The organism is Actinophytocola xanthii (assembly GCF_001921205.1).
GTDB lineage: Bacteria > Actinomycetota > Actinomycetes > Mycobacteriales > Pseudonocardiaceae > Actinophytocola > Actinophytocola xanthii.
The window spans coordinates 103,400-126,095 of the sequence record NZ_MSIE01000002.1; the positions used below are offsets into that span (position 1 = coordinate 103,400).

At 72.0% G+C, this 22,696-nt stretch carries 21 protein-coding genes; 18 read left to right on the plus strand and 3 right to left on the minus strand.

Going from position 1 to position 22,696, the window contains the following annotated elements; genetic code table 11:
- Positions 1-146: 146 nt before the first annotated feature.
- The 3 genes from BU204_RS02135 to BU204_RS02145 form a co-directional block, all read right to left on the minus strand.
- The gene (locus BU204_RS02135; protein WP_075123786.1) at positions 147-806 is read right to left on the minus strand and encodes a lytic polysaccharide monooxygenase auxiliary activity family 9 protein; all 660 of its coding nucleotides are present in this window, start codon (positions 804-806) and stop codon (positions 147-149) included.
- A 249-nt stretch (positions 807-1,055) separates the two neighbouring features.
- Positions 1,056-2,042 (minus strand): trypsin-like serine peptidase, encoded by a 987-nt coding sequence (locus tag BU204_RS02140; protein WP_075123787.1) that lies wholly within the window; start codon positions 2,040-2,042, stop codon positions 1,056-1,058.
- Positions 2,043-2,158: 116 nt separating this feature from the next.
- Positions 2,159-3,613 carry an AfsR/SARP family transcriptional regulator gene (locus tag BU204_RS02145; RefSeq protein WP_075123788.1) on the minus strand — a complete coding sequence of 485 codons (1,455 nt, stop codon included), beginning with the start codon at positions 3,611-3,613 and terminating at the stop codon, positions 2,159-2,161.
- A gap of 704 nt (positions 3,614-4,317) precedes the next feature.
- Here BU204_RS02145 and BU204_RS02150 point away from each other — a divergent pair.
- The 18 genes from BU204_RS02150 (at position 4,318) to BU204_RS02235 (ending at position 22,688) form a co-directional block, all read left to right on the plus strand.
- Complete coding sequence (locus BU204_RS02150; protein ID WP_143229258.1) at positions 4,318-5,676, plus strand: class I adenylate-forming enzyme family protein; 1,359 nt, start codon at positions 4,318-4,320, stop codon at positions 5,674-5,676.
- Positions 5,673-5,948, plus strand: coding sequence for a phosphopantetheine-binding-protein (locus tag BU204_RS02155; RefSeq protein WP_075123789.1), 276 nt, complete (start codon positions 5,673-5,675; stop codon positions 5,946-5,948). The genes BU204_RS02150 and BU204_RS02155 overlap by 4 nt, the downstream gene beginning before the upstream one ends.
- A gap of 38 nt (positions 5,949-5,986) precedes the next feature.
- The gene (locus tag BU204_RS02160; protein ID WP_075123930.1) at positions 5,987-6,187 is read left to right on the plus strand and encodes an acyl carrier protein; all 201 of its coding nucleotides are present in this window, start codon (positions 5,987-5,989) and stop codon (positions 6,185-6,187) included.
- Complete coding sequence (locus BU204_RS02165; RefSeq protein ID WP_075123790.1) at positions 6,184-7,275, plus strand: beta-ketoacyl-[acyl-carrier-protein] synthase family protein; 1,092 nt, start codon at positions 6,184-6,186, stop codon at positions 7,273-7,275. Before BU204_RS02160 ends, BU204_RS02165 begins: the two co-directional genes overlap by 4 nt.
- Positions 7,272-7,766 (plus strand): beta-ketoacyl-[acyl-carrier-protein] synthase family protein, encoded by a 495-nt coding sequence (locus BU204_RS02170; protein ID WP_075123791.1) that lies wholly within the window; start codon positions 7,272-7,274, stop codon positions 7,764-7,766. Before BU204_RS02165 ends, BU204_RS02170 begins: the two co-directional genes overlap by 4 nt.
- A complete protein-coding gene (locus tag BU204_RS02175) occupies positions 7,763-9,370 on the plus strand; it encodes a class I adenylate-forming enzyme family protein (RefSeq protein ID WP_075123792.1) in 1,608 nt (535 codons plus the stop codon). Before BU204_RS02170 ends, BU204_RS02175 begins: the two co-directional genes overlap by 4 nt.
- Positions 9,367-10,617, plus strand: a complete 1,251-nt coding sequence (locus BU204_RS02180) for a beta-ketoacyl-[acyl-carrier-protein] synthase family protein (protein ID WP_198942741.1) — start codon at positions 9,367-9,369, stop codon at positions 10,615-10,617. Before BU204_RS02175 ends, BU204_RS02180 begins: the two co-directional genes overlap by 4 nt.
- Positions 10,618-10,622: 5 nt before the next feature.
- Positions 10,623-11,690 carry a 4-hydroxyphenylpyruvate dioxygenase gene (gene hppD / locus BU204_RS02185; protein ID WP_075123793.1) on the plus strand — a complete coding sequence of 356 codons (1,068 nt, stop codon included), beginning with the start codon at positions 10,623-10,625 and terminating at the stop codon, positions 11,688-11,690.
- Positions 11,691-11,722: 32 nt separating this feature from the next.
- Entirely contained in the window at positions 11,723-12,631 is a 909-nt protein-coding gene (locus BU204_RS02190; RefSeq protein WP_075123794.1) for a phytanoyl-CoA dioxygenase family protein, read from the plus strand.
- A gap of 27 nt (positions 12,632-12,658) precedes the next feature.
- Positions 12,659-13,456: a DUF3050 domain-containing protein gene (locus BU204_RS02195; RefSeq protein ID WP_075123795.1), complete on the plus strand. Its 798-nt coding sequence runs from the start codon at positions 12,659-12,661 to the stop codon at positions 13,454-13,456.
- An 8-nt stretch (positions 13,457-13,464) separates the two neighbouring features.
- Positions 13,465-14,490, plus strand: a complete 1,026-nt coding sequence (locus BU204_RS02200) for a methyltransferase (RefSeq protein ID WP_158073384.1) — start codon at positions 13,465-13,467, stop codon at positions 14,488-14,490.
- A 34-nt stretch (positions 14,491-14,524) separates the two neighbouring features.
- Positions 14,525-15,775, plus strand: coding sequence for a cytochrome P450 (locus tag BU204_RS02205; RefSeq protein ID WP_075123797.1), 1,251 nt, complete (start codon positions 14,525-14,527; stop codon positions 15,773-15,775).
- On the plus strand, positions 15,772-17,031 hold the full coding sequence (locus BU204_RS02210; RefSeq protein WP_075123798.1) for a 3-oxoacyl-[acyl-carrier-protein] synthase III C-terminal domain-containing protein: 1,260 nt from the start codon (positions 15,772-15,774) through the stop codon (positions 17,029-17,031). Before BU204_RS02205 ends, BU204_RS02210 begins: the two co-directional genes overlap by 4 nt.
- Entirely contained in the window at positions 17,028-17,879 is an 852-nt protein-coding gene (locus BU204_RS02215) for a 2-hydroxy-acid oxidase (RefSeq protein WP_143229260.1), read from the plus strand. The genes BU204_RS02210 and BU204_RS02215 overlap by 4 nt, the downstream gene beginning before the upstream one ends.
- Before the next feature lie 211 nt (positions 17,880-18,090).
- Positions 18,091-19,344 carry an MFS transporter gene (locus BU204_RS02220; protein WP_075123800.1) on the plus strand — a complete coding sequence of 418 codons (1,254 nt, stop codon included), beginning with the start codon at positions 18,091-18,093 and terminating at the stop codon, positions 19,342-19,344.
- Positions 19,334-20,734 carry a condensation domain-containing protein gene (locus BU204_RS02225; protein WP_083660931.1) on the plus strand — a complete coding sequence of 467 codons (1,401 nt, stop codon included), beginning with the start codon at positions 19,334-19,336 and terminating at the stop codon, positions 20,732-20,734. Before BU204_RS02220 ends, BU204_RS02225 begins: the two co-directional genes overlap by 11 nt.
- Positions 20,731-21,714, plus strand: a complete 984-nt coding sequence (locus tag BU204_RS02230) for a thiamine pyrophosphate-dependent dehydrogenase E1 component subunit alpha (RefSeq protein WP_075123801.1) — start codon at positions 20,731-20,733, stop codon at positions 21,712-21,714. The genes BU204_RS02225 and BU204_RS02230 overlap by 4 nt, the downstream gene beginning before the upstream one ends.
- The gene (locus BU204_RS02235) at positions 21,714-22,688 is read left to right on the plus strand and encodes an alpha-ketoacid dehydrogenase subunit beta (protein WP_075123802.1); all 975 of its coding nucleotides are present in this window, start codon (positions 21,714-21,716) and stop codon (positions 22,686-22,688) included. Before BU204_RS02230 ends, BU204_RS02235 begins: the two co-directional genes overlap by 1 nt.
- The last annotated feature ends 8 nt before the right edge of the window (positions 22,689-22,696 follow it).

Below are 22,696 nucleotides of genomic sequence, written 5' to 3' on the forward strand. Positions count from 1 at the left end.
CGACGATGCCGCGCGAAAGCTCATCGGCCGGGACCGGGACTTGGGGACGCGCCAGGACACAGCGCCAAGACACAGCGACAGCCCGGCGCCGGGATGACCGGCGCCGGGCTGAAATCGTGCGGCTGTCGGGTGGGAGACCGAGATGCTCAGCCGAAGTTCACGTCGCTGCACCACATGTAGGCCTGGTCGAGGTGCGAGGCCTGCCAGATCGTGAAGACGACGTGGTGCCCTCTGTAACCAGAGGTCTGGACGTTGAACCTGATGTCCTTCGCGGGCGCGTACCTACCCGTCTGGGTGATGAAGTCGAGGTTTCCCCAACCGAGGCGCTGGGTGGTCGGGTCGAACCCCTGCTTGCTCACGTACACCCGGATGAAGTCGGCACCGTGGCTCGCCTGGTCGTACAGGTGCATCGTGAAGTTGTTGCTGACGTTGGTCGTCCGCCAGCGACCGGGGGTGTTCAGGGAGTTGTTGCGCGACAGGTTGTTGCTGCACAGGTTTCCGTCGGGCGTCGCACCCTGGAAGTTGCCGCCGAGGCCGTCCCGCAGGGCGCTCATCCAGTTCCACATGGTGTCCGCGTTGGCCTGGAAGGCCTGGTAACACATGGGGTCCTCGGTCTGCATGGCCGGGTTCGTGTGGTTGTTGCCCCACGACTGCCAGCACTGGTATGCGCGGGTGGCGGGACTGACGATCGTGCCGTGGGCAGAGGCCGTCGGGGTCCAGAGGAACATGCTGGCCATCGCCGTGATGACCAGCACGAGGATCGCGCGTGATGTTGTAACAGGCCCGGAGGTAATGCGCTTACGCATTGGGGAGGGCCTCCGTTCTCCGACTGGTGGGGTTAATGATCGAATGGGAGCGCTCCCATCGATAACCAGCGTATACGCGCCCGGCGTGGACTTCAACGAAACCCGCGCCGATAGTTGTGGACTATTCCGCACACCCCAATTCGACCTCGGGAATCGGCGGTGAAACGGCCTCTGATCATTTCGGGGGATCCGCCGACGAGGCCGGGCACGACGGGTCCCGTCGTGCCCGGCCCCCGGTGGGGGACGGCGTCAGAAGCCGGCTGCCTGTGCGGCATCCACCACCGGGACCCAGGTGTTGGACGCCGCGCGTGCGTAGAACGAGTTGGTGAAGCGGTCGCTCCCGCTGACCACGGCGAGCAGCTGGTTGCTGCCGTTGATCACGGGGCCGCCGCTCCAGCCCCCGAAGGCGACGCAGTTGTTCGTGAAGAGGTAGGTGACCCCGTTGAGTCCGCCGACGTCCCTGCCGTTGCCCCGGCACCACAGCTGGTCCTCGCCCGTGTACACCTCCAGCGGGTACCCGTGCGTGGTGAAACCGTTGATGGTGCCGCTGTTGTTCACCACCCAGCCGAGGCCGCCGACCACGTCGGTGATGCGCTGGCCGTTGAGCTGCTGGATGGCCACGGAGGCGACGTCGTCCTCGTGGGTGAACGTGTCGTTGCCGTGGTTGAAGTACGACGTCGGAATCCAGTACGTCGCCGCCGCCCAGATGCCGAGTGGGGTGTCGCCGTTGTCGTAGGACGGGACGAAGATGAGGTTCTCGGCCCACACGTGCTGGCTCGGCCCGCCCAGGAACACGCAGTGCGCCGCGGTGGACACGACGCTCCTGCCCGAGGAGTTCATGACCGATCCCGAGCAGTAGAACTCGCCGCCGGTCCTCGGGTCGATGGCGTAGATCTTGCCGGTGACCCGGGAGTTGAAGCTCCCCGTGTACGGCCGCGCCACGAAGGCGTTGCCCCACCTGTCCCCGCCGGGGGTCAGGATCGGGGAGGCGTCCTTGGGCGCCTCCGGGGACTCCTTGACGTTCTGGATGAGGGGTTTGGCCGAACGCATCCGCTCGGCGGTCCAGAACTCCTCGGCATCGGCCGGGGAAAGCTGCCTGACCTGGGGCGACTGGGTTACTCCGGTCACCGGCGGGGCGAGCGGTGCCGCCGCGGCGAGCGGCGGGGCGGCCAGGACGAGAGCGGTGGTCAACCCCACCGCGGCCGTCAGGGCCGCCCGCATCGTCTTCGGAACCATGGGGATCTCCTTGTCGGAGTGGACGGAATCGTGCTGAGCTGACTCAGCGGTGTCACCGTCGCGTGCCGTCCTGGTTGCCGACCTTGCGCCGACCTTGACCGCCAGCTCAGCGCCGGCTACCGCCCGCGCGGAGAGGCGAGGAGTCCCTCGAACTCCGTCACCCTCGTGCCGTAGCGGGTGTTCGCGGCTTCGAGAACGGCGGCCGCCAGGACGTCGGTCCGGACGTCGGCGAGCTCGCGCGGCGACGTGCCGGCGGCCCGCTCGTAGTTCCAGACGACGACGTCGAGATGGACCGGCACCCGCAGCCGCCACCCGCTGCGCAGGAGCGCCTGGGCGAACGCCGGGTAGGGCGTGAACCTCGGGTTGGCGAGCCAGGAGAGCAACGCCGGCTGCGCGACGCTGAAGTCGATCCCGGCTCTCGCCAACGCCTCGACCACGGCCGGGGCGAGCGGCTGCGCGTTCTCGTGCGGGTTGTGCTCGAGGAGCTCGCCGTAGACGGCCACCGCGTCCAGCGTGGTACTCCGTGCCGCCTCCGGCCTTCCCTCCTCGTGGAGCCGCTGGGCGGTGGCGAAGAGGGTCTGTGCCCGTTCGATCGAGCGGGCGGTCCCGCGCGGGTCGGTGTCGGTGTTCTCGGCGACCGTCGCCGACGCGACGGTCGCCGCCAGGACGAGCGCGACCAGTGCGGCCAGCACCGGACGGAGGCGGGTCCAGTGCGGCCCGGTGCGCCTCGGCCGGCTCGCGGCGCGCTCGGCGGGCTCGGCACGCTCGGCGGGCCTCGACGCCGGTCGCGTGCGCTCGCCGGGCGCGGGGTCCGGTGCCGGTGCCGGGACCTCGGTACACAGGATGGCCGCGTGGGCGGCCCGCAGCTCGGGCCCGGGGTCGGTGCCCAGCTCCTCGGCCAGCCGCTGCCGCACCGACGCGTACCGCTCCAGGGCCTCCGCCCCGCGCCCGGCCAGGTGGAGGGCCCTCATGAGCAGGGCCTCGAGCGGCTCGGCGAGCGGGTACTCGGCGGCGAGGTCGGGCAGGGTGGTGACCAGCGGACCGGGACGGCCGAGCCGTAGCTCGACCTCGGCCCACCGCACCACCGCGTCCAGGCGCCGCCGGTTCCAGCTGTCCCGGACCTGCGCCGCCCAGCTGCCGGGAACACCGGCCAGGGGCGAGCCCCGCCACAGCTCCAACGCCTCGGCGAGCGCGGCGGCGCGGGCGGCGTCGCACCGCCGGTCGTCGAACTGGTCGGCCAGGCGGCGGAACCGGTGCAGGTCCACCAGTTCCGGGTCGACGTCCAACACATAGCCGGCATGCCGCCGGTCGATGCGGACCGCGGTCTCCCCGGTGCGGGCGGCGGCCTGTCTCAGCAGCCGGCGGATCCTGCTCAGGTACGAATACAGCACGTTGCGGGCCTCGACCGGCGGGGACTCGGCCCACACCCGGTCGATGAGCGTCTCGATGGCCACCGGTCGGCCGGCGTCCACGGCCAGCGCCGCCAGCACGGCCTGTGCACGCGGCGCCCCGACCTCCAACGCCTGGTCGCCCGCCCACAGCTCCACTTCCCCCAACAGTCGGAACTCCACCCGCTCACCTCTCACGTGATCGACACAACCGAAGCTCGGCAACAGGACGTCTCGGACCACCTGTATGTCGACGTGAGGGAGAAGGTCGTGATGCCGTGGGCCCGTACCCGGTCGGACCTCGTCCGGCAAGAGACGATTTGGCACGGTACGCCCGCTGACCAAATTGGGCCGCTTGCCGTTGCCGACTCGGCGTCGAGTACACGCGGCCAGAGTTGTCGCCGTCGTATTCGCGGACGGTTACCGCAATTTTTTCCATACCCGTGGTTATGCGGCGGGCGGCCCAGCGTTGTTACTCCGTTCCGCCCTGTTCGGTGGGACGGCAGGGTCAGTCGGGGAATGTGGAACTGGACATCCGCCGTCATCGGCCCTCCGGATGGCGCCGGCGGGCCGCCGGCTCGCGGGCGAGGCGCACGGCAAGGGAAAACGCACTGGTCAGGACCCATTTCGGGCCGGTCGTCGCCGGTGTTGATCAGACTGTGGGTGAGTGGGCGAACACCGAGAGCATTGTTCACGTTTCGTCTTCTCAGCCCGGTAAATCTGACGTACGCTCCAGTTCGCCATCAGAGTCGGGACTGATGGCAACCCCCGATGCGCACCCCTTCGAGGGTGAATTAGTGCTGCTCTTTTCTCGTTGGGAGGCGTTCGCGATTACAGCTACCGAACCGCTGTTCAGCGGTACGTCTGAATGGGTCGACGAGATATTGATGAATGGCGCAGACAATGGTGTCTGCCTACACCTGCCGGGTGGTCCGATCGCGCGTTCGGCGCTACGCCGGCTGGTCGCCGGCCGGGAGGAGGCGCTGGTCACGGCCGGGTTGGCGCGCGGCGGCCGCGTCGCGCTGAACCTGCCGCCCTCGCTGGCGTACGTGGCGAACCTGCTCGCCGCCTGGCGGATCGGCGCCCAGGCCGTGCTGCTGGACCACCGGTTGACCCGGTACGAGGTCGGCGCCGCGCTCGACCGGCTCGGGGTTCAGGTGGTGGTCGGCACCGACGGCGGGCGGGGGAACCCGCTGGCGGTGTTCCACGACGTGACCGAGACGATCTCGGTCCGCCGGGGCAGTCCGGCGACCACGCCGCACGCGGTGCTCCAGCTCAGCTCCGGCTCGACCGGGCCGTCGAAGGTGATCGGCCGGACCGCGGCCGACCTCGTCGCGGAGATCGAGCGGTACACCCGGATCGACGGCGTCCCGCTGCCCGGCGAACGGGTCATCCTGCTGCCCTCGATGGTGCACGTCCTCGGGCTGGTCGGCGGGCTGCTGTACGCACTGCACGCCGGGGTCGAGATCGTGCCGCCGCGCCGGCTCACCGGCGAGGGCATCCTCGACGCGGTCGCCTCCGGCGCCACCCCGGCCACCGTGCTCGGGGTTCCGTTCCACATCGGACTGCTGGGCTCGGTCAGCGACCCGCCGAAGCTCCCGCAGCTCAAGCGGATGACCACCGGTGGGGAGCTCGTGCCCACCGCGGTCTCGACGGCGTTCGGTGAGAAGTACGGTGTGCCGCTCGGGAACATGTGGGGCATGACCGAGCTGGGGGTCATCGCGACCGACCTGTTCGGAGAACACCGCCCGGCGCTGACGCCCGCGCCCGGGATCGAGGTTCGCGAGGCCGGTGGTGAGCTGCTGGTGCGCCGTCCGGAGTCGCCCTACGTCGGGTTGTCCGACCCGAGCCGCTGGGCCGACGGCTGGCTGCACACGAAGGACGCAGGACGGGTCGACCCCGAGACCGGGCTGGTGACCGTGCTGGGCAGGCTCGACTCGCAGGTGTCGGTCGGCGGGCTCAAGGTCGACCTGACCGAGGTCGAGCACACGATCACCAGCCTGCCCGGGGTGGAGGCCGCTGTCGTCCTGTACGACAAGGAGATCAGCGCCTTCGTCCAGCTTGCCGACGGCGTGAGTGGACAGTCGGTCGACGTGGTGCTCGCCGAGCGGCTCGCGGGCTACAAACGTCCGAAGAGGACTCACTACGCGCCGGCCCTGCCCCGCACGACGACCGGGAAGCTCGTCCGCGATCCCGCGGTGCTCCGCGAGAGGTTCTCCCCAATCACACTGGAAGGTGAGCGATGAAGGCTGCAGAGGTTCGCGAGTTCGTGCTGGAGACCCTCCAGGAGATGAACTACGACATCGAGGGCGTCGACGACGGCAGCACGCTCGGACCGGCGGGCGTCGACCTCGAGTCGCTGGCGATGGCCGAGCTCGCGGTCCGCGTCGAGGACAGGTTCGGCGTCCAGTTCGCGGAGGAGGAGTCCGAGGAGCTGGCGCTGATGACCGTCGGGGAGTTCACCCGCACGGTGGCGGACCGCGTCGGACGTGTCGCGGGCGCGGGCCAGCCGCAGTGACCGAGCCCGGACCCGTGCGGCGAGACGAGGTCGTGTCCATGATCGCCGCTCTCGACGGCCGTCCGGTCGCCGAGATCGGTGGCCAGATCGACTCGATGCAGCTCGCATGGCTGGTGCACCAGGTGGAACAGCGCTACGGCGTGGAGATCGAGCTGGACGACGGGCAGTACGCCCGGATGAGCACGGTGGACGGAGCGGTCGAGGTGTTGCGCGAGGCGATCCCGGCGGTTCCGCGATGACGGAACCACGGACACGCGTGGGGATCACCGGCCTCGCCGCGACCAGCGCCCTCGGCAGGGGAACGCAGGCGCAGCTCGCCGGTGCCCTCGCCGGTGCGGCCGCGTTCGGACCGGTGCGGCGGTTCGACACCGGCCGGCGCAGGGTCACCGCCGCCGCGACCCTCCCCGACGCGAGCAGCCTGGCCGACGAGCTCGCCGAGGTGGTCAGCGAGGCGTGCGCCGGTCTCGGCGCGACCGAACGCGCGGAAACGCCGTTGCTGCTGGGGCTGCACGGACACCCGGACGCCGGACGGTCCCCCGAGGCGACCACGGCGGCGTTCGCCGGGGAGCTGGCGCAGCGCAGCGGCCTCGCCGGGGTGGCGAGGGTATACACGTGCGCGTGCGTCTCCGGCAGCACCGCCGTCGCCGACGCCGCCGCGCGGATCCGGTCGGGACGGTCGGAACGGGTCGTGGTCGCGGCGGGCTACCTAGTGGAGCCAGACCAGTTCGCCCTGTTCGACGCGGGGCGGGCGCTGGCGGCCGACGGGGCGGCGAGGCCGTTCAGCGCCGGTCGCGACGGTCTGCTGCTGGGCGACGCCGTGTCCGCGGTCGTGCTCGAACCCGTTGCCGCGCGGGAGGTGTTGGCGGAGGTGGCCGGCTGGGGCCGAGCGGGGGACGCGCACCACGTCGTCCGCCCCGACCCCGACGGCCACGGCTTGGCCCGGGCGATCACCGCGGCGTTGCGCCGGGGCCGGATACGCCCGGACGAGGTCGGGTACGTCAACGCGAACGCGAGCGGCGCCGACGGGGACAGTGCCGAGGCGGTCGCGCTGCGCCGGGCGTTCGGAGCGGCCCGCCCGCCGGTCAGCTCCACCAAGTCCGTGCACGGCCACGGGCTCGAGGGCTCCGGGCTGCTCGAGCTGGTGATCACCGTGCTCGGCCTGCGGGCGGGCAAACTGCCGGTCAACGTGGGCCACCTCGGGCCCGATCCCGCGTGTGACGTGGACCTTGTCCTCGACGGACCGCGGCGGGCCGCCAGCCCGTACGCGGTGAGCGTCAACGCCGCCTTCGGCGGTGCCAACACCGCGTTGCTGGTCAGGGCGACATGAGCACCGAGCTGGTCGCCGTGACGATGCCGGAGGGGACCGTGCCGCCGCCGCTGCCGGGGTTCGTCGTGTCCTCGTTCAGTCCGCTCGTCGCCGTGGCCGCCGACCGGTGTCTCACCGCTCGCCACGGGGACCCGCCCGCCGCAGACGCCGTCGGGCAGCGCACCGCCGTCGTGCTCGTCAGCGGGAGCGGCGACGCGCGCATGGCCGAGCACGTGGCCGACGCGGTCGACGCCGGCGCCCGGATCGGCCCGCTGCTGTTCTTCCAGGCGGTGCCCAACAGCGTCGCCGGGCACGTCGCCGCCCGCTGGTCCCTGGGGGGCCCGGTGGTCTGCCTGTGCCCGACGGGCGAGCCGAAGGCCGAAGGGCTGGCCTACGCACGACTGCTGATCGAGGACGGGGACGCCGACGAGGTCCTCCTCGTCTGTGTCGAACAGGCTGGCGCGGCCGCGTGCGCCCACGCCGTGCTGGTGAGCGAAGGAGAGTCTCGATGAACGCAAGGGGCCTGCGCGCGGTCCTGGCGGCTGACCCGGACATCGGAGCGGGCAACGTCCTGCACACCGTGCTGGCGCACGGCGCCGACCCGGACGGTCCCGGCCTGGTCTTCGACACCGAGGTCGACGGACATCCCGCCGAGTACGAGTTCACGCTCGGCGAGCTCGACGCCATGGTCGACGCCCGCGCCGCATGGTTGCACGCCAGGGGGATCCGCGCGCGGGACCCGGTCGCGGTGTGGGCGAGCGCGGCGGCGGACACGGTGCTGAGCTTCCTCGCGCTCACCCGCGTCGGCGCGATCCCCGCGCTGATGAACGGGAGGATGACCCCGGACATCGCCGCGGAGTTCATCCGCAGGCTGCGCGCCAGGGCCATCCTCGCGGACGCGGCACACACGGACTTGCTGGCCGGGCACGACCTCGGTGCGGAGCTGCTCGGGCAGCCCGCGGAGCTGGGGCAGGGCGACCCGGCGGCCGCGCCGCCGCACTACCGGCACCACCAGGACGACCCGGTCGTGATCACGCACACGTCGGGAACCACCGGCGTGCCGAAGGCCGTGCTGCACCTGCACCGGACGCTGTTCGCCTCGCAGCGCCACCTGCTGTCGATGCCGCAGGCGCAGGGCACCGGGCGGGTGCTCAACGCCCTGCCGATCCCGCACACCGCGACCGTGCTCATGGTCAGCCAGATCCTGTGCAACCGCGGGACGATGCTCTGCCTGTCCCAGCAGGACGGTCCGACCGTGCTCTCGGCCATCGAACGGTGGCACCCGGAGGCGGTGTACGGCTTCGCGGTGACCTGGTCGGACCTCGCCCGGTACGACCTGTCCACGAGGGACGTCGGCTCGGTGCGGTTGTGGTTCAACACCGGCGACTGCGCGCACGAGGCCCACGTCCGGCGACTGGTCGCGGTGGGTTCCCGGGAGGTGGTGACCCGCGAGGGGCGCCGGCGGATCACCGGCTCGCACTTCGTCGACGGCCTCGGCTCCTCGGAGATGGGGCACAACGGGTTCCACGTCACCCACACGCCCGACAGCGGCCACTACGACCGCCGGATCGGCAGGCCCTACACGTTCGCCGAGGTCGCCGTGCTCGACGCCGACGGCAACGAACTACCCGCGGGGCGGGTCGGCAGGCTGGGCTTCCGCTCGCCCACGCTCTCCCCGGGGTACTGGAACGACTCGGTCACCACGTTTCGGTCCCGGTGCAACGGCTGGTTCCTCACCGGCGACCTCGTCCACCGCGACGAGGATGGCAACTACTACCACGTGGACCGTGACCCGGACGCGCTGGTCGGCGACGGCTTCTACACCGCGCTCTCCGAGGAGCGGATCCTCGCCGGCTGCCCCGACGTGCTCGACTGCACCGTCGTGATCCTGCCGGAGAACGGCCGGGTCGTCACCGACGTGCTCCTGGAGCTCGCGCCCGGCGCGGACGAGGACGCCGACCGCACCGCGGCCGTCCGCGCAGCGCTCGGCGAGCGGGTGGGCGCGACGCTGCAGCGCGTGGTGGCGGTGCGGCAGGAGGACATCCCGCTGACCGTGACCGGCAAGGTGCGCAAGTTCCTGTTGCGCGAGAAGCACCTGACGCGAGGGCCGGCGTGATCCCGGCGGCGATCACCGGTATCGGCCTGCTCACCCCGGTCGGCCGGGGAGCGGAGGAGGTCTTCCACGCGCTGTGCGTCGGGAAGTCCGGGCTGTCCGCGCCGCCGCCGGGCCATCCGGCCGCGGCCTCGGTCGACGTGGGCGGTTTCGTCCCCGAGATCGACCCGCGGACCGTGGTGTCCGGCCCGGCCGCCGCCGTCGTCGACAAGGTCGTCGTGCTGGCGCTGCTCACGGCCGCGGACGCGCTCGCCGACGCCGGCATACAGGTCGGCCGGGACGTCGACCCGCACCGGGTCGGGGTGGTCGTCGGCGGGGTCGGCGGAATGGCGACGCTGGAGAGCCAGGTCCTGGCCAGGGGCGAGCGGGGCCGGACCGCGGTGAGCCCGTACCTGCTCACCGGGATCCTGCCCAACATGCCCGCCGCCCGGATCGCGATCGCGCACGGGATCCGTGGCTACAGCTCGAGCATCGGCACCGCGTGTGCCTCGGGTGCGCAGGCCCTCGCCGACGGGCTGCGGCTGATCCGGGCCGGGGACGCGGACGTGGTGGTGTGCGGGGCGAGCGAGGCACCGCTGTTCCCGACCTTCGCCGACACGTTCGGCAACGCGCGGGCGCTCGCCCGGCGCTGGGCTGACCCGACCGCCGCGAGCCGGCCCTTCGACCGCAGGCGCAACGGGTTCGTGCTCGCCGAGGGCGCCGGGATGCTGGTCCTCGAGCGCGTCGCGCACGCCGACGCCCGCGGTGCCGCCGGCTACGCCGACCTGCGGGGGTGGGGCGCCACCACGGACGCGCACCACCCCACCACCCCCCGCCCGGACGGTGCCGGCGCGGCCGAGTGCATGCGCAGGGCACTCGCGAGCGCGGATCTCACGCCGGCGGACATCGGCTACGTCAACGCCCACGGCACCGCGACCAAGCTCGGGGACGTCGCGGAGGCAGCCGCGCTCGGGGCCGTGTTCGGCGGGGAAGGCCCGCCGGTCAGCTCCACCAAGGCGCTGACCGGCCACATGCTCGGAACCTCCGGGGTGGTGGAGGCGGCGGCGAGCGCCCTCGCCGTCGCCCGCGGCGTGCTGCCGCCCACCTTCAACCTCGAGGAGGTGGACCCGGCGTGCCCGGGCGCCCACCTCCGGAGCACTCCCGTGGAGACCGAGATCGACCACGCGCTGACGAACTCGTTCGGGTTCGGCGGCCAGAACGTGAGCCTGGTGCTGAGCGGAGCGAGCACCGACAAGAAGCGGAACGGTTGAGGCTGATGAACTTCTCAGGAATCGATCACATCGAGCTGTACGTCGGGGACGCGCGGCAGGCGGCCTACTACTACTGCACCGCGTTCGGGTTCCAGGTCCTGGCCCAGGGTGGTCCGGAGACCGGCCTGAAGGGACAGCGTTCGCTGCTGCTGAGCCAGGGCGACATCCGCATGGTCCTCACCTCGCCGCTGGTCGCCGACCACCCGGCCGCCGAGTACGTGCGCCGCCACGGCGACGGCGTCGCGGTGATCGCGGTGGAGGTCGACGACGCGGAGCGGGTGTATGAGGAGCTGGTGCACCGGGGCGCCGCGGCGGTCTCGGCACCGGCCAGATACGCCGACGATGACGTCGCGGTGACCACCGCGGAGGTGGCCGGCTTCGGCGACGTCACCCACCGCCTGGTGCAGCGCACCGGACCGCGGACGGAGTTCCTGCCCGGCGTCTTCCGGATGTCCGAGGTGGACGTCGTGGCGACAGGGCCCCTGCTGCGGATGATCGACCACTTCGCGGTGTGCGTGCCGGCCGGCGAGCTCGACGGGACCGTCCGGTACTACGAGGACGTGTTCGGGTTCGCGCAGATCTTCGAGGAGTACATCGAGGTCGGGGAGCAGGGCATGTCCTCCAAGGTGGTGCAGAGCCCGTCGAAGCTGATCACGTTGACGCTCATCGAGCCGGACACCGGCCGTCGGCGCGGGCAGATCGACGACTTCCTGCAGTGGCACGGCGGAGCCGGCGTCCAGCACATCGCCTTCACCAGCGAGGGCATCAGCGACACCGTGCACGCGCTCGCCGCCCGCGGTGTCCGGTTCGCCAGCACACCGCCGACCTACTACGACGCGCTCGCCGAGCGGGTGACCGACCTCGCGGTGCCGGTGGAGGAGCTGCGGGCCGCCGGCGTGCTGGTCGACCGGGACCACTGGGGCCAGCTGCTGCAGATCTTCACCGAGTCGATGCACGTCCGCAGGACGCTGTTCCTCGAGATCATCGAACGCCGGGGAGCGCTGACCTTCGGCAGCGGCAACATCCGCGCGCTCTACGAGGCCAAGAACCGAGAGCTGAGCGGTGTGGCGTGAGCACGAACACCGAGCCAAGCGGGAGGAACCAGGTGACCACGACCGAACGGTTCGCACTGTCCGAACAGGAGCTGGAGCTGCTGCCCTCGGACGAGGACGTGGCGTTCTACGCCGAGCATGGCTGGTACATGTCGAAGAAACTGTTCACCGACGCCGAGGTGGACGAGCTGGTGGCGGCGAGCGAGCGGTACTACGCGGGTGCGCGGTCGCGGCGGTTACCGGTGCGACCGCCGCGGCTCGCGTACTGGACGCCGGAGCGCGGCGACGTGCAGCGACACAACGACTACGTGCACTACGAGAGCGACCCGCTTGCCAAGCTACTGCTCAAACCGGTCATCGGTGCCGTGGCCGCCCGGCTGGCCGCGGCCGAGGAGATCCGCGTCTTCCAGTCGACCCTCATCTACAAGCCGCCGGTCTCCGGCGAGCCGTCCAACATCGTCCCCTGGCATTTCGACAAACACTACTGGGCGTCCTCGTCGTCGGAGAACATGCTGACCGCGTTCATCCCGTTCCACGACTGCGATGAGGACATGGGCACCATCACGATGGTGGACGGTAGTCACCGGTGGACCGAGATCGGGGCCGACGATAGCACCACCCGCCATTTCGCCGAACGCGACCGGTCGCAACTGGAACGTATGCTGGTCGAGAACGCGGCATACAACGGCGCCGACGTGCGTAAAATCCCGATGGTGATCGCCAAAGGACACATGAGCTTCCACCACTGCCGGACCTACCATGGTAGTGGTGCGAACACGAGTGCGCGTCCGCGCCGCGCCGTTTCCTTGCACCTTCAGGACGGCGCCAACGAATTTCGTGAGTTTCCGTTGGCTGACGGCACTTTCGCGTTCTACAATCATGACAGTGTCGTTCGAAAGACTTCGGACGGCCGTCCGGACTATTCGGATCCGGATTACTGTCCCGTTCTGTGGCGACGTTAAACCCACGAAACACTGAGGAGTACAGCTTTGTCCAGATACGACTGGGGACAGACGCATCCGGGAATCGACCGCCTCGAGAAGGCCGTCGCCGAGGCACGCGACCGTGTCGTGCAGCACCCGCTGTACGCCGGTCTGGACACCCACGAGGCCATCGTCGTATTCATGGAGCACCACGTCTTCGCGGTGTGGGACTTCATGTCGCTGCTGAAGTCGCTGCAACGCGAGCTGACCTGTGTGACCGTGCCGTGGATCCCGACCGGACCGACCGGTAGCCGCAGGCTCATCAACGACATCGTGATGGTCGAGGAGTCCGACGAGCTCGGAAGCGGCTTCATCAGCCACTTCGAGCTCTACGTCAACGGCATGCGCGAGGCGGGTGCCGACACCACCGCGATCGACCGGCTGATCGAGCTGCTGCGCGACGGCACCGGCGTTCAGGACGCGCTCGTGCGGGCCGGGGTGCCGGCTCCCTCGGTGGCGTTCGCCGGCACCACCTGGAACATCATCGAGAACCTGCCGGTGCACTGCCAGGCCGCGGCGTTCGCATTCGGGCGGGAGGACCTGATCCCGGACATGTTCACCCAGGTCGTCTCGATCAACGAGCGGAGCAGGAAGCTCGGCACGTTCATCGACTACCTCGAGCGGCACATCGAGGTTGACGGCGAGCAGCACACCCCGATGGCCATGCAGATGGTCACCGACCTGTGCGGCGACGACGAGCGGAAGTGGCAGGACTGCGCCGAGACGGTGAACACCGCCCTTGCCGCCAGGGCGACGCTCTGGGACAGCATCCTGACGGCCATCAAGAACCGTTCCACCGACTGAGAGCGACCGTGACGCAGACACCGGTGGGCGGGGAGTTCGCGCGGCGCAAGCTGCTCGGCATCCTGTCGGGTAGCTGGGTCGCCCAGTGCTGTTACGCCGTGGCGAAGCTCGGGGTGCCGGACCTGCTGGCCGAGGGACCGTGCTCGGTCGACGAGCTCGCCTCTCGGTGCGGGGCCGACCCCGGTGCGCTGGCGCGGCTGCTGCGTGGCATGGCCTCGATCGGCCTGTTCCGCAGGACGGCACCGGGAACCTACGCGCTGACCTCGGTCACCGAGTGCCTGCGCTCGGACGTGCCTGGCTCGCTCCGGCAGACCGCGATCCTGGACGGGGAGGAGGTGTTCCGGTCCTTCGCCGAGATCCTGCACACGGTGCGGACCGGAGCACCGGCCTTCGACATCGTCCACGGCGAGCCGTTCTACGACTACCTGGGCGACAACCGGGCGGCCGCGGCGACCTTCACGGAGGCGATGGACGCGAACCGGCTGCCGACCACCCTGGCGGACTGTGACTTCTCCGGGGTGGACACGCTGGTGGACGTCGGCGGCGGCAGCGGGGGCCTGCTGACCGCGGTGCTGACCGTCCATCCGGCGATGCGAGGTGTGCTCCTCGAGCTGCCGGAGGCGGTCCGCCAGGCAGCGAAGAGGACGGTCGAGGTGGGACTCGCCGACCGGGTCGAGCTCGTCGAGGGCAGCTTCTTCGACGCCGTGCCCGGCGGGGGAGACGCCTACGTGCTCGCGCGGGTGCTGCACAACTGGACGGACGAGGAGGCGCTGCTGATCCTGCGGCGGGTGCGGGCCGCGATGGCGCCGGGCACCAGGCTGGTCGTGTTCGAGCAGCTGATGGCCGACGAGCACGAGAACCCGGACGCGGCCTCCGGAATGGTCGACCTGCTGATGCTCGTGCTGCTCGAAGGGCACGACCGGACCGAGGAGCACTACCGCCGGTTGCTGGCCGAGTCCGGGTTCGTCCTCGACGCGGTGCACCACGGCGTCGGCGCCGCCGCGGACAGCGCACTCGTCGCGCGGGCGACCTGAGATCCGCCCCGACCCAGGGAAAGGAGGTGCGGCGATGACCGGACCGACAACGGCTGTCCACAGGGGAACGACCAGCTCGCTCGGTGCGCTGCTCTCCCGACAGGGGCGGCGGGACCCCAACCCGTTCTACGCGGAGCTGCACCGGCGGGGGCCGGTGTGCGCGCTGTCGGCGCAGGACCGGTTCGACCTGGTGGTACACGGCTACGACGCGGTGCACCAGGCACTGCGCGACCCGGCCCTGCACGTGATGACCGGTGAGTACCGCGATCGACAGGGCGGCACCCGGTGGCGCGGCCACAGCTCGTTGCGCGTGCTGGCCGGCTCAATGTTCCTCAGCGAGGGAGCCGACCACAGCCGGATGCGGCGGCGGTTCGCCCAGGCGTTCAGCGCGCGGCGGGTGGCGGCGCTCGAACCCGCGGTGAAGCGGATCGTGGCGCGCCGGCTCGACCGCCTCGCCGAGATCGGTGCGGGCGGCGCGCCGGTGGACCTGCTCGCGGAGTTCGCGCTGCCCGTTCCCAGCGACGTGGTCGGCGAGCTGCTCGGGGTGCCCGAGTCCGACCGGGACTGGTTCCCGCCGCGGGTCCGTGCCTTCGGCGCGATCCTCGACCTCGGCGCCGGGGTCTGGCGCTATCAGCAGGCGGCCGACGCCGCCGCCGACGAGCTCTCCGGGTACTTCGCCGAGCTGCTCGCCGCCCGCCGGGCGCAGCCGCGCGCGGATCTGGTGAGCGCGCTGGTCACCGCCGGGGACGGGGTGCCGGGTGAGGACGACGAGCTGATTGCGAACCTGGTGACCACCTACAACGGCGGCTTCGTCACCACGACCCACCTCATCGGCAACGGGACGCGGATCCTGCTGGACGACCCGGCCGAGAAGGCGCGGGTGCTGGCCGACCCGGCGCGGACGGAGGGGTTCCTGCGGGAGGTCCTGCGCTACGAGCCGCCGGTGCACTTCTCGACCAGGTGGGCGGCGTCGGCCACCGAGCTCGCCGGGACGGCCGTGCCGAGGGACAGCAGGGTGCTCGTGCTGCTCGGCGCCGCCAACCGCGACCCGCGCCGCTTCACCGACCCGGACACGTTCGACCCGGGGCGCGACGAGGGGCCACCGCTGGCCTTCGGCGCCGGCGTCCACTACTGCCTGGGTGCCGCGCTGAGCGCGATGGAGGGCAGGATCGCGCTGCCCATGCTGCTGCGGCGTTTCCCCGACCTCGCGCTCGCCGGGGAGCCCGGCGAGCGGACGACGCTGATGCTCCGCGGCTACGAGTCCCTCCCGGTGACCGTGTCATGACAACGACGCTGGCGGACGTCGCCGCGTTCCTCCCGGAGCGCAGGGTGCCGGTTGAGGAGCTGGGACCCGAGCTGGGGCTGCGCGGGACGCAGGTACGGGTGCTGCGCCGGTTCAACGGTCTGGGGGAGGTGCGCCGCCAGCGTCCGGGTGAGACGCTGGTCGACCTCCTCGAAGGAGCGGTACGCGCGCTTGCGTCGCTGCGCGGGCGCGAGCACCTGGTGCGGTACGTGATCCACGCGCGCGGCGTGCCGGTCGTCGTGCCCTACCCGGTGAACCCGGTGCACGAGCTGCTGGCGAGGCTCGGCCTCCGCTGCACGACCGCGTTCACGGTCACCCACCACGCCTGCGTGTCCGCCCTGGTGGCGATCGACGTCGCCGGGCGCCTGGTCGCGCGGCATCCCGACCCGGGTGCGCTCGCGCTGGTGGTGGCCGGCGAGCAGGTGTTCACCCAGGACCAGCGGCTCGCGCCGGACCACCGCGTGTTCGGCGAGGGGGCCGGTGCCTGCCTGGTCTCGGCCGACGGCCCAGGGGACGCACTGCTGTCCTTCGCGTCCGGTCAACGCGGCGACCTCGACCACTACGGCACCGACGGCGCCGCGGCGATGGAGGGGTTCGCGCGGGAGTACACCGAGCTGCTCGGTGAGGTGATCCTCGCCGCGGTCAAGCGGGCCGACCTCTCCCTGGACGACATCGCGCTCGTGCTGCCGCACAACGTGAACGTGGTGTCATGGCGACGGGTCTGCCGTCGGCTCGGCCTGCCGGTGGACCGGGTGCTGCTCGACAACGTGCCGCTGGTGGGCCACACGCCCTCGGCGGACACCTTCATCAACCACGCGTCCGCGGTCGCGCTCGGGCGGCTCGCCCCCGGCGACCGGTACCTCACCGCGGGCGCCGGCCTCGGCTCGGTCTTCTCCGCGATGGTCCTCGAGCACAAGGTCTCCGAACACACCGTCTCAGCGACACACGGGAGCGGGAACATGGCGGCAACCGACCTGCGCACCCGGGTCGTCAGCACCCTCGGTGTCCTGTTGGGACGGATGTTCGGCGACGACCTCCCCGCGGTGTGCGAGGAGACCAGGCTGTTCGACGAGCTCGGGCTCAGCAGCTCGAGGACCCTCGAGCTGCTGCTCGCCCTCGAGGACCAGCTCGATCTCCAGGTGGACGTCGAGGAGATCGACCGGCGCGACCTCGCCTCGGTCGGCTCGCTGGCGGACTTCGTCGTGGCCCACGTGGACGGCGGTGAGCCGTGTTCGTGACCGGTCGACCGGTGACGGGAACGGGCCTGGCGCTGCGGCGGGTGGCCCGCCGCAGCGAGGACACCGACTCGCCGCTCGCCGCCCACCCGGCGCTGCGGCCTTACCTCGCCGACCTCGCCGCCGCCCGCGGGCTGGCCCTGCGCGAGGAGGTGCTCGGCACCGGCCAGGCCTACGCCGAGCTCGCCGCGACCCTGGTCGAGGCGGTCACGTCACCGGAGGAGCCGGTCGACCTGCTGGTGCTGGCCTACGGCGTGCCCGACGTGCAGCCCGGACGCAACACCGCGCTGCGCCTAGCCGAGCACTGCCCGGGCCGCCCGCTCGCGTTCGCGGTCTGCGACCAGGGGCCTGCAGCGGCGTTCACCGCGCTGCGGGTGGCCGCCGAGTTCGCGGCGACCGGCGCATGCGCCCGGGCGGTGCTGGTGGTCGCCGAGCAGGCCGCGCTGCCCTACCCGCTCGCCACGCCGGCACCCATGCCCGACCGGCACGCGGCGGTGGCGCTGCTGTTGGAGACCGGCCCGGCGCCGGTGGACGTCCGGTCGCACCCGGCGCTGCCGCCCGAGGCGGTCGGTGCCGTGCTCGCGGCCGAGGTCGCCGAGCTGGTCGGCGAGCGCGACGGCGTCCGGCTCGTCCTGGGGCCGGGGGTGGACGTCGGGCCCGAGACGGGTGTCGGGCCCGACGTGCTCCGCGCGGCGGCGGGCCAGCCCTACACCGGGACGTGGGCGCGCCTCGCCGAGGGCGAGCCGGGCGCGTTCCTGGTGGTCGCCGACTACGACCCGGTGCTCGGCTACCTGTGCGTGGCCGGGTTCGAGAAAAGCCCGCGGCCGGTCGCCCACGCGGCGGTCGGCTGAGTGTCCAGGTCGGGCAGGCGGTCGGAGTGGAGGGAGGTGGTTGGGATGCGTATCGAGGACAAGCCGATGGTGGAGGACAAGCCAATGATCGAGGACAAGCCCTGATGACGTCGTCTTCCCGAGACGACGTCTGACGACGTCCGGTGTGCGGGGGCGCGCCCCCGCCGCGTCCCCGCACACCATCCGCCGAACCGCGAGAAAGGGTCCGCCGATGCGCCTTCCGGGTCTCGACGTGCCGAGGGAGAGCAGGCTCCTGGTCTTCGTCGGGCTCGTCGACGCCGTCGGAACCGGGTTGTACATCGCGGGCTTCGCGGTGTTCTTCACCCGCGGCGCCGGCCTCTCGGTGGCCGAGGTCGGGCTCGGGCTCACCGTCGGGAACGCCTGCGGGCTCGTCGCGCTCACGCCCATCGGCATGCTGGCCGACCGGATCGGGCCCCGCGCGGCGTCGATCCTGCTGCACCACTGGCGCGGCGTCGGCTTCGTCGCGTTCGCCTTCGTGCACGACTTCGTGGCGTTCCTGGTGGTCTCCTGCGTCGTCGGCATCCCGACCCGGGCCATCGACCCGGTCAGCCAGCTGTACGTGGACCGGCACATCGGCAAGGACCTGCGCATGCGGGTGATGTCGGTGATGCGGGTCGTCTACAACATCGGGTTCTCGGTCGGCGGTCTGCTCACCACGCTGATCCTGCTGGTCGACACCCGGCCCGCGTTCCTGGCGATCGTGCTCGGGAACGGGGCCACGTTCTTCCTCGCCGGAATCCTGCTCGCCAGAGTGCCGTTGCTGGCCGACGACCCGCCCGGCCGCAGGACGGCCCGGGGCTGGCCGCGGTCGCTGCGCCAGGGCAGGTTCCTCGCCGTCACCGGGCTCAACGCCGTGCTGGTGCTGAACACCACCGTGCTGACGCTGGGCATCCCGCTGTGGGTGGCCACCCGGACCGAGGCACCCACGGCCGTCGTCGCGCCGCTGATGGTGCTGAACACCGTGCTGGTCGTCCTGCTGCAGGTCCGGCTCGCCCGGGGCACCGACACGAGGGAGGGCGGGGTCCGCGCGCTGCGCCGCTCGGCGCTCGCGTTCGCCGCCGCCGCGGTCGTGCTGTCCCTGTCCGGGGCACTGGATCCCCTCGGGGCGGTGGTCGCCGTGGTCGCCGCGACGGTCCTGCTGACCGTGGGCGAGCTCTGGCACTTCGCCGGGAGACTGTCGGTGTCCTACGCGCTCGCGCCGCGCGACCGGCAGGGCGAGTACCTGTCGGTGTTCTGGCTCGGCTCCGCCGCGGCGCTCATGGCCGGCCCGGTGCTGGTCACGGTCGGGGTCGTCGACCGAGGCGCACCCGGCTGGCTCGCCCTGGCCGCCGTCTTCCTCGCGACCGGCCTCCTCGTCGGGCCTGCCGTCGCGGCGGCCGCGCGCCAGCTCGCGGCCGGACACCCGAGTAACGACACCGGTGAGGTGGTGGGCAGTGCGACGTGACGACGTGCCCCGGGGGACGGTGGTCGACCGGGTCCTGGTCCCGTTCGCCGGTGACGGCGAAGGCGTGGGCGAGCTCGCGTTCGGGCAGCTCGGCCTCTGGCAGTCGATGGCGAGGGGCGTCTCCCGGACGGTGGCCCACGTCGCCGAGCCCGAGCCGGGCACGACCGTCGCCGCCGTCGCCGACCTGCTCGGCTTCATGGTGGGCAGACACCAGTCGCTGCGCACCACGCTGCTGCTCCGGGACGACGGGCGCAGGCCACGGCAGCGGGTGGCCGCGAGCGGGGAGGTCCCGCTGCTCGTGGTGACCACGGAGGACGACGACCGGGCCGACGTCGCCGCGGCGCTCTCGGAGCACTGGCAGGTCGTCCCGTTCGACTACGAGACCGAGTGGCCGGTGCGGATGGCGGCGGTCGTCACGGCGGAGCGCGTCGTGACCCACGTCGTCACCGTCATCCTGCACACCTCGATCGACGCGTTCGGGCTGCGGGCACTGGTCGCCGACATCGGCGCGCGCGACCCGGCGACCGGCGCACCGGCCGGGCCGGTCACGGCCGTGCCGCCGCTCGCGCAGGCGGCCTGGGAGGCGAGCCCGGCGGGACGGCGGCAGAACCAGCGGTCGCTGCGGTACCTGGAACGGGTGCTGGCGACGGCGCCGGCTGAGCTGTTCGGACCGCCCCGCTACGGCGGCGAGCCGCGCCACGAGCTGCTCCGCTACCGCTCACCCGCGCTCGCGATGGCCGCCCACGCGGTCGCCGCCCGCGAGCGCGTCGACGACTCGCCGGCGTTGCTCGCCGCGTTCCTCGTCGCCGTGGCCAGGGTCACCGGCGTCAACCCACTGCTGACGATCATGTTGGTGTCCAACAGGTTCCGGCCGGGCTACGCGGACTCGGTGAGCGCGTTGATCAAGGTCACGCCGTTCGTGCTCGACGTCGCGGGCCTCACCCTGGGGGAGGCGGTCCGGCAGACCGCGGGCAAGGCGCTGAACGCGTACAAGAACGCCTACTACGACGCCTACGAGCAGGACGAGGTCGTCGCGCGGGTGGAGCGCGAGCGGGGCGTCGCGTTCGACCTGTCCTGCTACTACAACGACCGCCGGCAGCGGGACCGGGTGCACGCCGGTGTCGCGGCGCCCGCGGCGGAACGGATCCACGCCGCGCTCGCCGAGAGCGAGCTGTCCTGGTGCCAGGAGGTCGGCATCCCGAGGTCCAAGCTCCACCTGTGCCTGGACGATCCGCCCGGCGCCGTCGAGCTGGTGCTGTCCGCGGACCGGCGCTACTTCCGAAGGACCGACATGACAGCGCTCGCGCTGGCGATCGAGGAGGTGGCCGTGCAGGCCGCGACCCGACCTGACACGCCAACCGGCGCCGTCCCCGCGGCGGCGCTGCGATGACGGCGTCCGCTGTGGACAGCGCGGTCGGTCTGTACCGGACGGTGCGGCTGGTCCGGCGGTTCGAGGAGCGGGCGATCGAGCTGGTCCGGTCGGGCGACATCGTCGGCGGCATCCACCCCTACGTCGGGCAGGAGGCGGTCGCCGCCGGGGTGTGCGCCGCGCTCGGTGCCGGCGACCTCGTCACCGGCACCCACCGCGGACACGGGCACGTGCTCGCCAAGGGCGCCGACCCGGCCCGGATGATGGCCGAGCTGACCGGCCGGGAGAGCGGCCTGAACAAGGGGCGCGGCGGCTCCATGCACGCGGCCGACTTCGGGGTCGGGGTCCTCGGCGCCAACGCGATCGTCGGTGCCGCGGGGGCCATCGCGACCGGGGCGGCGTGGGCGCGGCGGCGGCTCGGCACCCCGGTCGTCGCGGCGACGTTCTTCGGTGACGGCGCGGTCAACGAGGGCATGCTCCTGGAGGCGTTCAACCTGGCCGCGCTCTGGCGGGTGCCGGTGTTGTTCGTGTGCGAGAACAACGGCTACGCCACGACGATGCGCGTGGACGACGCGGTCGCCGGCAGCATCACCGGGCGAGCCGAGGCGTTCGGCATCCCCGCGTCCACGGTGGACGGTCAGGACCCGGAGGCGGTGCTCGCCGCCGCCCGGGAGGCGGTGGACCGGGCCCGTGCCGGCGCCGGGCCGTCGTTCCTGGAGTGCCGGACCCGGCGGTTCGACGCCCACCACACCTTCGAGCACGTGGTGCGGCTGCGCTACCGCACCGACGAGGAGCTGGCGGGGATCCGTGCCCGCGACCCGGTGGACATCCAGGGCGCACGCCTGGACGCCGCCGTACGCGCCGAGGTGGACGAGGAGGTGGAGCGTGTGCTGGCGAACGCCGTCGAGTTCGCGCTCGCGAGCCCGTTGCCCGACCCGCTCACCGCGCTGGACCACCTGTACGCGAGCGGGCTCCGGCCCCGACCGGGGAGTGGTGTCTGATGCCCTGGCTGTCCTACCAGAAGGCGCTCAACCGGGCGCTCGCCGACGCGATGGCCGCCGACGAGACGGTGTTCGTGCTCGGCGAGGACGTCCGGGCCGCCGCGTCGACCGTGACCGCGGGCCTGGTCGGGCGGTTCGGGCCGGAACGGGTGCTCGACACCCCGCTGTCCGAGCAGGGCTTCACCAGCTTCGCCACCGGCGCCGCGCTCGTCGGCATGCGCCCCGTCATCGAGTTCCAGATCCCCGCGCTGCTGTTCCTGTCCTTCGAGCAGATCACCAACCACGCGCACAAGTTCTCGCTGATGACCGGCGGACAGTGCCGCGTTCCGGTGACCTACGTCGTGCCCGGGTCCGGGTCGCGCACCGGGTGGGCCGGGCAGCACTCCGACCACCCGTACAGCCTGTTCGCCCACGTCGGGGTCAAGACCGTCGTGCCGGCGACGCCGGCCGACGCCTACGGGCTGCTGCGCTCGGCGGTCCAGGACCCCGACCCGGTGGTGGTGTTCGCGCCCTCGGCCGCGCTCGCCCGCCGCGAGGACACCGACCTGGCCGCGCTCGCGCCGGTGCCGCTCGGCTCGGGACGGGTGCACCGCCGCGGTACCGACGTCACGGTGGTCGCCGTCGGACACCACGTGCAGGACGCGGTCGCGGTGGCCGACGACCTCGCCGAGACCGTGTCGGTGGAGGTGTTCGACCCCAGGACGCTCTACCCGTTCGACTGGGACGGGCTCACCGAGTCGGTCGGCCGGACCGGGCGGCTGGTGGTCATCGACGACTCGAACCGGACGTGTGGAATCGCCGGCGAGGTGATCGCGACGATGGCGGAACGGGTGCGGCTGGCCGCCCCGCCGGCACGGGTCACCCGCCCCGACGGCGCGGTGCTGCCGTTCTCGCCGGAGCTGGACCGGGCGACCCAGCCGAGCAGGGCCCAGCTCGCGGCGGCGGTCTCCCTCGTGGTCAAGGAGCGGCCATGAGGCCCGGC

What these genes read in the sequence shown, in the direction of transcription:
- BU204_RS02135 (WP_075123786.1), bottom strand. Translation starts at nt 806, where the DNA reads ATGCGTAAGCGCATTACCTCCGGGCCTGTTACAACATCACGCGCGATC.
- BU204_RS02140 (WP_075123787.1), bottom strand. Translation starts at nt 2,042, where the DNA reads ATGGTTCCGAAGACGATGCGGGCGGCCCTGACGGCCGCGGTGGGGTTG.
- BU204_RS02150 (WP_143229258.1), top strand. Translation starts at nt 4,318, where the DNA reads ATGAATGGCGCAGACAATGGTGTCTGCCTACACCTGCCGGGTGGTCCG.
- BU204_RS02155 (WP_075123789.1), top strand. Translation starts at nt 5,673, where the DNA reads ATGAAGGCTGCAGAGGTTCGCGAGTTCGTGCTGGAGACCCTCCAGGAG.
- BU204_RS02160 (WP_075123930.1), top strand. Translation starts at nt 5,987, where the DNA reads ATGATCGCCGCTCTCGACGGCCGTCCGGTCGCCGAGATCGGTGGCCAG.
- BU204_RS02165 (WP_075123790.1), top strand. Translation starts at nt 6,184, where the DNA reads ATGACGGAACCACGGACACGCGTGGGGATCACCGGCCTCGCCGCGACC.
- BU204_RS02170 (WP_075123791.1), top strand. Translation starts at nt 7,272, where the DNA reads ATGAGCACCGAGCTGGTCGCCGTGACGATGCCGGAGGGGACCGTGCCG.
- BU204_RS02175 (WP_075123792.1), top strand. Translation starts at nt 7,763, where the DNA reads ATGAACGCAAGGGGCCTGCGCGCGGTCCTGGCGGCTGACCCGGACATC.
- hppD (WP_075123793.1), top strand. Translation starts at nt 10,623, where the DNA reads ATGAACTTCTCAGGAATCGATCACATCGAGCTGTACGTCGGGGACGCG.
- BU204_RS02205 (WP_075123797.1), top strand. Translation starts at nt 14,525, where the DNA reads ATGACCGGACCGACAACGGCTGTCCACAGGGGAACGACCAGCTCGCTC.
- BU204_RS02210 (WP_075123798.1), top strand. Translation starts at nt 15,772, where the DNA reads ATGACAACGACGCTGGCGGACGTCGCCGCGTTCCTCCCGGAGCGCAGG.
- BU204_RS02220 (WP_075123800.1), top strand. Translation starts at nt 18,091, where the DNA reads ATGCGCCTTCCGGGTCTCGACGTGCCGAGGGAGAGCAGGCTCCTGGTC.
- BU204_RS02230 (WP_075123801.1), top strand. Translation starts at nt 20,731, where the DNA reads ATGACGGCGTCCGCTGTGGACAGCGCGGTCGGTCTGTACCGGACGGTG.
- BU204_RS02235 (WP_075123802.1), top strand. Translation starts at nt 21,714, where the DNA reads ATGCCCTGGCTGTCCTACCAGAAGGCGCTCAACCGGGCGCTCGCCGAC.